This is a genomic window from Pseudidiomarina sp., from assembly GCF_033722695.1.
In the GTDB taxonomy this organism is placed as follows: Bacteria; Pseudomonadota; Gammaproteobacteria; order Enterobacterales; family Alteromonadaceae; genus Pseudidiomarina.
In genome coordinates, this window is the sequence record NZ_JAWVYM010000016.1 from 21,069 (window position 1) to 32,551 (window position 11,483).

An 11,483-nucleotide genomic window follows, 5' to 3' on the forward strand; every position below is an offset into this window, starting at 1 on the left:
TTAGTGCTCACTGCGCCACTGTTCGACCAGAGTATGAGCAGGGCCTGGTTCCTGCTGGCTTAGGGTGATTTCCTGGTTTTGCATCGTCGGGCTGCAACTGCCATTTGCAATATGGTATCCGGCTTCGGCTAACAGCGGATCGTCCGGGTCACCCCAATCGCCAACTAAAGTATCAGGCGCGGTGCACTGGGCGGGTAGACCATCAAAATAACGGCCTTGGTTATTGGCATTTACCGTTTCGAAATTGACCACAAAGGTGCGCTTATCACAGATAGCACGGGGAACCTGGCCAACGGGCTTGCCACAGGTACGGCCACCGATGACCACCACGTCTACAAATGGCTTCAGTGAGTTGATTATAAGTTCAGATGAGGAACAACTGGCTGCGGTAGTAAGTACATACACGCGGTTGAGATTAAACTGTCGGACCCCCTCATAAAGCTGAAATAGCTCAGTATTATTATTCTGCGTATTTTTATCGTTATAAAGATACCGGGTAAAGACTTCGCCCAGCACATTGTTACCAGCTGCCTGCGTTGCGGCCTGATTCGCGAAACGGGTAAGTCCGCCGCCGTTGTAGCGTACGTCGATAACCAGTTCGTCAATATCAGTAAACTGGTTGTAGGCGTTATTAAGATCCTGACCAGTACGCTGAATAAAGCTATTAAGTACATAATAGCCAACCCGCTGATTCCCGAAATTAAGGGTATCAGTGGCCAGCACCGTGTTGGTATCCACTACGGTTTTAGTCAGCACATCGGTAAACTCGGTGCCATCCTGGCGGCGCCAGGTGAGCTCTACTGCGATACCTTCTTCTGAGGGCCCCAGAGCATCACTATATTCTCCTTGCTGCAGCAAGGTTGAGACAGGCACCCCGTCGATGGCCAGTAGCTCATCTGAGCGGCGCAGGCCCGCGTTATCCGCTGGCGACCCGTCAAAGACATAATTGATGAATACAGTAGTATCAATAACCCGTGCCGAGAAACCGAAGCCGATAAATTCAGCTTGCACGAAACGGCTTTGATATTCTTCTTCGGTAAGGATGAAGCTAAAGCGATCAACTTCGCTGCGGATACCTTCAAGCAGGTCATACACGGTTGAGTAATTATCCAGATTTACCGTAGTCGGTATATCCTCGTACCAGAAATAATCATCGCGCATATAAGTGAGAAACTGCTCTTTCTCATTCGCGGCTGAGCAGAAACCTCCGATGCCGCCGTCGCCACCACCTGCCGGGTCACTACCACCGCCACCGCAGCCAGCAAGGACTACACTGGCACTTAACGCGATAACCAGGCGCGAGAGTTTGCATTTCGTGTTGGCTTGTTTGTGCATGGTGACCATCCGGAGGAAGATTAATAAACGAAGTCCTTTCATTTTATAGGACGCTGGCGGCCCGAAGTCCAGACTAATTTTGCCTAGTGACGGCTGCTATTAATTTTGGCACACTGCTGCCAGTGCAATAACCGAGTGGTATCTATGACAGCTGTAATGATTGATCTGGAAGGGCCCGAATTAACTGCTGAGGAACGCGAGCTGCTGGCTCATCCGGCGGTCGGTGGGGTGATTTATTTTACCCGCAACTACGAGGATCCAGCGCAAATCCAGGAACTGGTGCGGCAGACTCGCGCCGCCGCGCGCAATCCTCTGATCCTTGCCGTGGACCATGAAGGCGGCAGGGTACAGCGTTTCCGTCAGGGTTTTTCAGAGATCCCGGCGATGGCGCGTATCGGCCGCCAGGCGCAAAATGCCAGTGAGGCTCAGCAATGGGCGCAGGAACTTGGCTGGCTGATGGCCAGCGAAGTATTGGCTGTTGATATTGATATCAGTTTTGCGCCGGTGCTTGATGTAAACGGTATCAGTGAAGTGATCGGAGATCGGGCCTTTGCCGAACAGCCTGACGGCATTATCCCGATTGCCCGCGCCTTTATCAAAGGCATGCATCAGGCGGGTATGAAAGCCACCGGTAAACATTTTCCCGGCCATGGTTCGGTTGCCGCCGATTCGCATATAGCGATTCCCGTAGATAATCGTTTATGGGATGAAATTGTAGCGACCGACCTGCCGCCGTTTATCGAACTGGCATCATGTCTCGATGCGATTATGCCGGCCCATGTGATCTATCCCGATGTCTGCAAACACCCAGCTGGCTTCTCTGAGCACTGGCTGCAGGATGTGTTGCGGGCACAACTGGAATTCCACGGCGTTATTTTTAGTGACGATCTGGCGATGGCTGGTGCTACAGTTGCCGGAACTATGGCGGAGCGGGCCAAGGCTGCGCTGCGGGCCGGCTGCGATATGGTGCTGGCCTGCAATGACCGGGCTGGTGCGATAACAGTGATTGAAACCGTGGCTCCGATTGTCAGCAAAGACCCACGCCGTTATGCCCGTAGCTATGAACTACTGGCAAAATCAGCGTCGATGAATCTGAATACCCTGCACAACCATCCGCGCTGGCACAGCGCCCAACAGGTACTGCAGAAAGTTGCAGCCGGCTAGCTGCTATTCGTAGGGAAGGGGGTCGGTCTGGTTATTAGCGGCAAATGCTTCTAAGCGCTCGATACAGGCCCCACACTTACCACAGGCAAGCTCACGACCGTTATAACAGGTCCAGGTGTGCGCGTAATCCAGGCCCATGGCAAGTCCCGCGGCCAGAATTTCAGCCTTATTGTTATCTAAAAACGGCACATCGATAGTCACCGGCTGATAGTTTGCGATCTGACTAACCTCGTTCATTTTCAGCACAAACTCAGGACGGCAATCAGGATAAATGGCGTGATCTCCTGAATGAGCTCCGTAGCAGACCGACTCAGCTTCGATTGATACTGCATAGCCGATAGCCAGTGACAACAGAATCATGTTGCGGTTGGGCACCACGGTAGATTGCATCGAGACCGACTCATAATGGCCTTCGGGAATATCGATGTCGTCGGTCAGCGAGCTGCCGGCCAGCAACTGATTAATAGCAGTGATGTCGACAACTTTATGTGGAATACCTGCTTGTTTACAGACCTCGGCGGCCGCATCGAGCTCGCGTACATGGCGCTGACCATAATTAAATGATAATGCATAGACGTCGTGGCCTTGTTGCAACGCGTAGTGCAGAACGGTAAACGAATCCATACCGCCAGAATAAATCACCACAACTTTTGCCATATCAGGCGTCCCTTTTGTTTGGTTGATCAGTTACAATTCACAAAGACGAACGTATTTTACCGGAATTGGCGGAGAATCCTATCAGCACAGCTTACCCAATTAATGAAATCTTCGAAACCATCCAGGGTGAAGGGCAGTTCACTGGGGTTCCGTCGATTTTTGTGCGTCTGCAGGGCTGCCCGGTTGGCTGCCCCTGGTGTGATACGAAACATACCTGGGAACTGAAAGAAGCAGCCCGGGTTGAGGCCGCGGGAGTGGTCAATAAAACCGGCCCGAGTGAGCACTGGGCGGAACTGAGCGCGGCCGATATCGTCGCCCTGTTTCGTGATCAGGGGTATCGGGCAAAGCATGTGGTAATAACCGGTGGTGAGCCGGCTATGTATGATTTGCGCCCGCTGGCAGCAGAACTTGAGCTCCTGGGCTATCGGCTGCAAATTGAAACCAGCGGTACTTTTACGCTGCTGGTTAGTGCTGACACCTGGGTCACAGTTTCGCCAAAACTGGATATGCCCGGCGGCTATCTGGTCCGCCCCGACTGTATGCAACGAGCCGACGAAATCAAATACCCGGTCGCCATGCAAAAGCATATTGATGCGCTGGATAATCTCTTATCCCGCTGTCCGCCGCGCCCTGAAGTAAGCATCTCGCTGCAGCCTATCAGCCAGCGCCCACGGGCAACTGAGCTTGCTATCAAAACCTGTATCGCGCGCAACTGGCGGCTGTCGGTGCAGCTGCATAAGTACCTTAATATCGAGTAAGCCGCAGGCGCCATCTGCTCCCGCACAAATAAAAGCCTCTTATACTTCAGTGGTCACCTTACTGGAGCTATCGGAGGCTTTCTATGTATTTGCTATCTCGTTACAAAAACCAATTCGGTCAGGGGATGACCGAATACATCATTATTGTGGCGCTCATTGCGGTTGCCGCTATCGGGGTTTATTCACTGCTGGGTAAGACAGTGCGCAATCAGGTAGCAGGTATCGCTCAGGAGGTCAGCGGGCAAAGCGCAGCCCAGCAAATTAATACGGCCCGATCAGCAGCGCGTCGTTCATCGACTGTTGCCCGGCAGGATGTAAATCTTGGTAACTACGATGAAAGTACTGAGTCAGGAGGCAACTGATGCTCCGTCAGCGCGGATATCTGTCGGTATTGCTGTTGCCATTTCTTAGCGCCCTGTTATTACTGACGCTGGGAGTGATTAGCCAGACTTCTGACAACCGAACCCGGTGGCTACGGCAAACGGTGGCAGATAATATGGCCGGTTCGGCCGCCACCCTGCTGGCCCGGGAGCTTAATCTGCTGGCTATCCTAAACCGCGCGCTGTTAGCCAATCAGTTGGCGCTGGCGCAAATGGTGGGTATCGCGAGCTGGTACGCCATGATGCAGGATACTACCGAACGCTCGGCCAGGATCACCGCCTGGGTGCCTTACCTGAACGCTGTGACACGCCAGATTCAGGTAGTCACAAATACCATTGGTCAGCCGCTTAATTACATTTTGCGATTAGGGATTGCGTTGCAACAAGGGTTAACCCACGCGATTCAGCTTGCGCAGGGCCTCATCCGTTTGTCTTTTGCGACCATGATTCCATCCACGCTTACTGCCATAGCGGCGCGGCATGGTTATGAGGATCAGGCTTTTGACCTGCTGCATGCGCCCGGCTTGTTGCCAATGCCCTGGCGTTGGTGGGCGTACCTGCCGCTGCAAACGACTGCCCGCGACCAGGGGCGGCTTGAGCAACTCATGGACCATAGCCTGGATCCCTTCAGCCAGGCGCGCAGTTACAACTGGTTTAACTTGTCGTTTATTAAGGTACGTAAAGCCGGCGGCACGCGGCTGCAGGTCGACAATGGCGGAGCCTGGAGCTGGCAGGCAATGGATACGGTATCTGTGCACATGCGGATCCTCTTTAGTCGCACAGAGGTGCCTTGGGGAGACGGTGCCAGCTTTCTCGGTCAGCGTATCACCAATATAGATGCCGGGGATTTTGGACGTAGCGCGCGGATCAATTCGCGAGCTACCCGCTGGGCACTGACAGCGCAGCGTTCTATGGGAGGCTATGCGCAGCAACTTAAATACTTTAGTCGGGAGCGTTTCGATCCGGCGAACCTGCCGGCAGTAATTGTTCGCTTTGACGATGTAGTGGCGCGGGCGGGAGTGCGTTTCAGCCGGCCCCGGGCATTATTTCCCCGAAGTGATAACCGAACTGAGCAGCCTAACTTATTTAATGCGCTCTGGGAGGGGGAACTGCAATCGCTCGACATCCAGGACAAACTAGTGCTGGCCGCGACCGGAGCATCAACATGAAGCCCATGCAAGGCGGCCAGGCTATGCTGGAGGCAATGGGATTTGCAGGCATAATCAGTATATTGCTCAGTCATGCGCTGCTTGAGCTGCATAAAGCCAGTGTTGAGGCGCAACGTCGTGTTGACCACAGCCGTGCAATAATCTTGCAACCCGCGCCAGACCAGAGTATCCGTCGCCAATCCGACTATCCTTTCGCCCAGGCCACACAGCGGGTGCTCGAGCCGCTGAGCCGGCTTAGCCGGTTCAGTCTTCCCCAGGATAACCTCTGGCTACTTGAGCGCACTGAAGACACTGTTGCGATGGCACGATTGACTGACGGCTGGGGTCCTCAGCAGCAGCGTGACCTCAGTGAACGCCCGGCGCAGTTAACCCCGGCGTATTATGTTTCTGAACTTGGCCTTAACTCGCTATTAGAAGTACTAAGCTGGCTGCCGGTGACCCGCGAGTTTGATCCGGACAGCCTGCGGCTGGGCTACATCAATACCGAAGCGACACCCCTCGAAACCTTCTGTGAAGAGGAGCCGTGTTAGATGATAGCCGCGGATTTATCGATACCAGGCTGGCAGTTCAGCTTGATAGCCGAAATGCAGAACCGTACGGTTTGGCAGATTCTGGCACCCGTTATACCTGAGGTTAAGGTCTTAAATAAGTACCTACGCTGCGACTTGCAGCAGCAACTGAATGCCATCTGGATGTGTGCCGTTGGAAATGATCTCTGGTTGTTTCAGCATGACGACACCGGCTACTGGCTGACTCATCTGCATGCTTCGGCTGGTACCGGAGGGATGAATCGATATCCGGACTGGCTGGGCGAACTACTGTACGAAAACCAGAATGCTGAGGGCGGGTTGGCCATTTTTATAAATTCGCGAAGTGCCGCTCAGCTGTGGCAGTTTTTAAAGCTCCGTTTTGCTAACCGGGAGCCAAGTTTACGAGAGATACAACATGGACAGTTTCATCTACTACTTCAGGATCCACGGCAGGACATTATGGTACTCAGCCAGGGTACTGAATACCTTGTGCTGTTGCTCGGCAACACACTGTAAGCAACGATGTTTACGTGGCCAGGCAACCCTTGAGGCTTTATTACTGGCGGTAGTGCTGGCGCTGATTCTGACTGTTCCGGTAACTAGCCAGCATGAAAACCTGCCAGAGTTAATGAGCCGACTTCTGGTTGGGTGGCAGTTATTTAACAGCTGGCTATGGCAGCATATTCTGTTGCATCCGGCGGTGCACTAATGAGTGGCGGGATGATAACTATGGCGTTGCGCTGGAAGTTGGTGGTGCTGTTGATACTCACCATAGGAGCGGTGCTCACCAGCTATCAGGCGATTCAACATTATATCGCCGAGCAGGCGCTGACGCAGCAGCAGGAACAACAACGTTTTATGCAGGATATCCTGGTTCTCAGTAAGGATCTTGATGCCGGTGTCCGCATCGAGATTGATCACCTGCAGCAACGTAAATTTCCGCCCAAATATGTTCAGGATAATTGGCTACAGCCTCAGGATGCGGTCAGTTTGATCGGGCTTAAAACCAGTCGCTTCCTGGCGCGAGGAGAGCCGCTTACGCTGGATAGTTTTAGTCACGACTATAGCCGTTTCTTTAGCCAGCGGCTGGGGCCGGGAGAGTATGCGGTAACGACCAGTATTTCAGTGGAAAACTTGCATCACGGCATGCTGGCAGTAGGCGACAAGGTGGCCATAGTGGCCTCCCATAGCGGTAACTTCGCAGAGCAACTGCTGTCTGTAAGCGATGTGCCTGTACTGGCACTCGATAATGATCAGCATAGCCAGCCTGGCCAGACGGCATTAGCCAGTACCGTAACCTTCGGTATGACTGCCGAACAGGCGATTCGGTTCGCAAGTATTCGCCGTGGCGGTTTTCAAATCTGGCTGCAGCATCCGCAACAGTCGTATAGCAGCCTGTCGATGCCGGTGCCGGCAAGGATCCACCAGATGCAAGTAATGAGGAATCAGGGATGAGGTTTATATCAGGTTTTTTGCTGCTGCTAGGCGGGTTAACCGCTGACGCAGCAGAAACCGGCGCGCTAACTTTGGCCACTGGTGATACTCAGGTGATTCGGATTGAATCCGTAGCGGACGTTGTGGTTGGCAATCCACAAGTAATTGACGTGCAATTGATTCAGGCCAACCATCTGGCTATTTCGGCACTCCGGGAGGGGCACAGTAAACTAATACTGATCACCGCTGAGGGAGAACAGATAAATCGAAAAGTAACTGTTCTTGATCAGCCTGACATCGAGCTTGAACTGACCATCGCAGCTCTGCAGCAGCGGCTGCCCGAATTGAAAGTGATAGCTGAACAAGGATTTTATCTGTTGCAGGGCGAGGTCAGTGCCAGCTACCGGACCGAGTTAGAGGGCCTTGATCAACGTTTCCCTAACGTACTCATGCAGGTCACTTTTAGTGAATCCTATGACAGCCCGATGATTGAGCTCGAAGTTCGTATCGCCGAGATAAAACGCCAGCAGACCAGACATCTTGGTGTGCGCTGGCCACAACAAATCGGCGGACCATTATTTTCCAGCGAAGCAACCAGAGCGGTGCGTTTTCCGGTAGACATCGCGACCACTATTGAGTTACTGGAACGCGATGGCCACGCCCGGCTGCTGGCGCAACCGACTTTGGCCGCACATAGTGGCGGCAGCGCTGAGTTTCTGGTAGGCGGCGAGTTTCCGGTTCCACAGGTTCTCGCCCAGGGGCTGCAGGACGTCAGTTTTCGTGACTACGGTATTGCCCTGACTATGGCACCGCACCTGCTGCCGGATAACCAGATAAAGACTGAGTTGACTGCTGAAATCAGTTCGATCGATCCGGCGACCTCAGTAAATGGTATCCCCGGCATACTTACCCGACGGGTAGCCTCAATGATCTCGGTAGCGGCTGGCGAGTCTATTGTACTTTCGGGGCTGATCAACCACGAGCAGTCCTGGCAGGCCGATCAATTTCCCGTCCTTCACCAGTTACCAATATTAGGCCAGCTATTTTCGTCCTCGCAGTTTCGGGAAGCTGAAACTGAACTGGTGGTGATTGTCACCCCGACTTTAGCGAGTATCAGCGAGCAAAAACGTGACCGTCAGCGCCAGGCCAGTGAATGGCGTGACGAGTTTCGTTACGCCGCAGGTTGCACCGGTCTGATCGATAGCGCACCGTTATTGATGACGGAGAGCCAGTGAAATGAACACCATCGACAAGGATGAACTCAAGCACTATCTGCGGACCCAGTTGCAACGTGCTGCCCATCACCAGCAAATGGGGGGCGCGGAGCTGACTACCTACGCGAATAAGCTGCTGGTGAACTACGTGTCAGCGGAGGGGGAAACGCTGACCGCTCAGCAACAGCGGGATATTCAGGAAGTCATTGATGACTGTCTCGGTCTGGGACCGCTGGCGAAACTGTTGGGCGATCCATCGATAACTGAAATTATGGTGAATGATTTTTCAACGGTCTTTGTGGAGCGTGATGGTTGTCTGCAGCGCAGCAGCGTGAGCTTCAGCGACGAGGCAAGTTTGTTGCGCGTTATTGATCGTATCGTATTACCTTTAGGGCGGCGTCTGGATAGCGCCCAACCAATGGTTGATGCCCGCTTGCCAGATGGCTCCAGGGTCAATGCGGTACTGGGACCACTGGCGACGCGTGGAACCTGCATGACCATCCGCAAGTTCAGTGTGAAAAATTTCAGGATCAGTGATTTGGTCGCGGTTAGTTCGCTGAGCCGGGAGGCAGCGGACTACCTGATAAAGGCCGTCGCAACGCGCCGGAATATTCTGATTTCCGGTGGTACGGGAACCGGTAAGACAACCCTACTAAACGTATTAGCTGCAGAGGTACCAGAAGGACAGCGAATCGTAACTATAGAGGATGCCGCTGAACTGCGGTTACAGCATGAAAACCTGATTACTCTGGAAGCCCGGCCGGCCAATGCTGAGGGGAAGGGCCAGATATCCATCCGGGAGCTGTTAGTGAATGCACTACGTATGCGGCCTGACCGGATCATCATTGGTGAGTGCCGGGGCGCAGAAGCCATCGACATGTTGCAGGCGATGAACACCGGGCATGATGGTTCGCTGACGACGCTGCACGCTAATAGTCCCAGAGAAGCTCTGCAACGCCTCGAAGTGATGGTTATGATGGCCGGAATGGACATGCCATTACTGGCAATCCGACAGCAAGTCGTAGCAGCAATCCAGGTTATTGTACAAATTGTAAGACGGTCTGACGGTAGTCGGGGAGTGGCGGAGATATCGGAAGTAACCGGCATTGACGGCGGGAGTTATCAACTATCCTCTTTGTTCAGGAGTTCTGGCAGCGGCCTCAGCGCAACCGGAATACCATCGGAATGGATGTCGCAGCAATGAACGCCAGCTTGCTGGTTATCTGCGGTCTGGTTGCGCTAACAACGCTACTGGCCGGTATGCTGATATTATTACTAAACAGACGACAAGTCAGACAGTTGCGTAATGAACTCCGGGATGAAACTGAGCAGAGCCTCGCGGAATTTTTAATCTACATGTCGGCGGGCAGGTTGTGGCTGATTTCAGCGCTAATCTTAATACCACCGGCGCTCTTTATTGGCCTGTGGTGGGATTTATCAGCAGCCCTGGCCGGACTCGTGGTATTTATGGTGGCTATACCCTGGCTGCGGCGTTGGTTACTGATAAAGCGTTATAAGCGTATTGGCGTACAACTGCCCGATTGTCTGCAGATGGTTAGCAATGCTATGGCGTCAGGGCTGAGCCTGCTGCCGGCGCTGGAGCTGACCGCCAGCCAGTTACAGCGCCCCCTGCGGTCAGAATTTATTTTGCTGGTTCACCGGCTGAAGCTTGGTGATGCGCTGTCGCAGGCATTGGCGGACTTTTACCGGCGGGTACCAACCGAAGCCGTCCAGTTTTTTAGTTTAACTCTGACGCTGGGAATGCAGCACGGTGGTCAGCAGGTTGCAGTGCTGCAGCGTATGGCTACGGCTTTGCAGCAACAACTTTATGCCCGTCAACGGCTACAAAGTTTGTCAGCGCAGGCACGGATGCAGGGCAAAGTGATGTTTCTTTTGCCGGTTGGTTTATTCTTCATTCTGCAGCGACTGCACCCGGGTAATACCGAACTGCTGACCGGTACCCAGCGGGGCCAGGTCATCCTGGGCATTTGTCTGGTGTTAATGCTGATTGGTCACTTGCTGATTCGACGGATCATGGGGACAGGTCGTTATGACTGAAGCTGTTATCCTGATCTGTACCGCGCTGGCCGGCGCCATGTTGGTCTGGCTAGCGATAGAGCTATACGAGTGGTTGACGGCAAACCCGCGGTTGCTGTCGGTAAGTGCGAGCTTATACCAGCGCCTGCCGGAGTCGTTAAAAAAAGCTATACGTTATCAGTTAAACCGGCAGATGGAAGAAATGACAGCAGCCCAGTGGTTGCTGCACAAAGCGGTCCAGCTTCTCATGTTGATAGTGCTGCTGCTGGTGCCTTTTCACTGGTGGTTTCGTTTGTTGTTGCTCGGGAGCTTGCTGTTCTACTTACTTTACCAGTACCAGCGTCGCCGCGACTACCGTGACACCTTACTGAAACAGTGGCCCGCCACCCTGGATATGATGGCCATGTTGATTCATTCGGGGTTATCTTTTCGCGCTGTGCTTCATACCATATCCTCACTATCAGGGAACTCGGTGGCATTGGCTGAAATTGCTCGTATTAATCGTCAGCAACAGGCTGGCTTTAGTATTGAGGAAACGCTGGCTGATCTATATAGCCGTATTCCGCACCCCTGGATACACCTTTTTACAGCGGCAGTAACCCAAGCCCGGGCTGCCGGTGGTTCGTTGGCGCAAACCCTTGAGCAACAAGCGCGGCAAGCCCGCGATGCACAGCTGTTGGCAGCAGAAAAAAAAGCGCAGGAAGCAGCGGTGAAGTTATTGCTGCCCCTGTTGCTCTGCTTTTTTCCGGTTACCTTTTTGCTGATTCTGGGGCCGGTCTTTTTAGGATTTCTACAAGGAGGTTAA

General features: G+C 53.4%; 13 protein-coding genes. 11 read left to right on the forward strand and 2 right to left on the reverse strand.

Features of this window, described 5'->3' with window-relative positions; genetic code table 11:
• Positions 1-1,335, reverse strand: a complete 1,335-nt coding sequence (locus R3196_RS07295; RefSeq protein ID WP_318936116.1) for a S41 family peptidase — start codon at positions 1,333-1,335, stop codon at positions 1-3.
• A 144-nt stretch (positions 1,336-1,479) separates the two neighbouring features.
• Here R3196_RS07295 and nagZ point away from each other — a divergent pair, with 144 nt between their 5' ends.
• The gene (gene nagZ, locus R3196_RS07300; RefSeq protein ID WP_318936117.1) at positions 1,480-2,499 is read left to right on the forward strand and encodes a beta-N-acetylhexosaminidase; all 1,020 of its coding nucleotides are present in this window, start codon (positions 1,480-1,482) and stop codon (positions 2,497-2,499) included.
• A 3-nt stretch (positions 2,500-2,502) separates the two neighbouring features.
• Here nagZ and queC read toward each other — a convergent pair whose 3' ends face one another.
• The gene (queC, locus tag R3196_RS07305; protein ID WP_318936118.1) at positions 2,503-3,156 is read right to left on the reverse strand and encodes a 7-cyano-7-deazaguanine synthase QueC; all 654 of its coding nucleotides are present in this window, start codon (positions 3,154-3,156) and stop codon (positions 2,503-2,505) included.
• A gap of 65 nt (positions 3,157-3,221) precedes the next feature.
• On the opposite strand from queC, the gene queE reads away from it, so the two are divergent.
• The 10 genes from queE to R3196_RS07355 all read left to right on the forward strand — a co-directional run bounded on the left by queE (position 3,222) and on the right by R3196_RS07355 (position 11,483).
• Positions 3,222-3,914, forward strand: coding sequence for a 7-carboxy-7-deazaguanine synthase QueE (gene queE, locus R3196_RS07310; RefSeq protein WP_318936119.1), 693 nt, complete (start codon positions 3,222-3,224; stop codon positions 3,912-3,914).
• Between the two features lie 83 nt (positions 3,915-3,997).
• Positions 3,998-4,276: a pilus assembly protein gene (locus tag R3196_RS07315; protein ID WP_318936120.1), complete on the forward strand. Its 279-nt coding sequence runs from the start codon at positions 3,998-4,000 to the stop codon at positions 4,274-4,276.
• Positions 4,276-5,463, forward strand: a complete 1,188-nt coding sequence (locus tag R3196_RS07320) for a hypothetical protein (protein WP_318936121.1) — start codon at positions 4,276-4,278, stop codon at positions 5,461-5,463. Before R3196_RS07315 ends, R3196_RS07320 begins: the two co-directional genes overlap by 1 nt.
• Positions 5,460-5,993 carry a hypothetical protein gene (locus tag R3196_RS07325; RefSeq protein ID WP_318936122.1) on the forward strand — a complete coding sequence of 178 codons (534 nt, stop codon included), beginning with the start codon at positions 5,460-5,462 and terminating at the stop codon, positions 5,991-5,993. Before R3196_RS07320 ends, R3196_RS07325 begins: the two co-directional genes overlap by 4 nt.
• Complete coding sequence (locus tag R3196_RS07330) at positions 5,994-6,509, forward strand: hypothetical protein (protein WP_318936123.1); 516 nt, start codon at positions 5,994-5,996, stop codon at positions 6,507-6,509.
• Between the two features lie 156 nt (positions 6,510-6,665).
• Positions 6,666-7,448: a Flp pilus assembly protein CpaB gene (gene cpaB / locus R3196_RS07335; RefSeq protein WP_318936124.1), complete on the forward strand. Its 783-nt coding sequence runs from the start codon at positions 6,666-6,668 to the stop codon at positions 7,446-7,448.
• Positions 7,445-8,662, forward strand: a complete 1,218-nt coding sequence (locus tag R3196_RS07340) for a type II and III secretion system protein family protein (protein WP_318936125.1) — start codon at positions 7,445-7,447, stop codon at positions 8,660-8,662. The genes cpaB and R3196_RS07340 overlap by 4 nt, the downstream gene beginning before the upstream one ends.
• A 1-nt stretch (position 8,663) precedes the next feature.
• Positions 8,664-9,845 (forward strand): CpaF family protein, encoded by a 1,182-nt coding sequence (locus R3196_RS07345; RefSeq protein ID WP_318936126.1) that lies wholly within the window; start codon positions 8,664-8,666, stop codon positions 9,843-9,845.
• Positions 9,827-10,699, forward strand: coding sequence for a type II secretion system F family protein (locus R3196_RS07350; RefSeq protein WP_318936127.1), 873 nt, complete (start codon positions 9,827-9,829; stop codon positions 10,697-10,699). Before R3196_RS07345 ends, R3196_RS07350 begins: the two co-directional genes overlap by 19 nt.
• Complete coding sequence (locus R3196_RS07355) at positions 10,692-11,483, forward strand: type II secretion system F family protein (RefSeq protein ID WP_318936128.1); 792 nt, start codon at positions 10,692-10,694, stop codon at positions 11,481-11,483. Before R3196_RS07350 ends, R3196_RS07355 begins: the two co-directional genes overlap by 8 nt.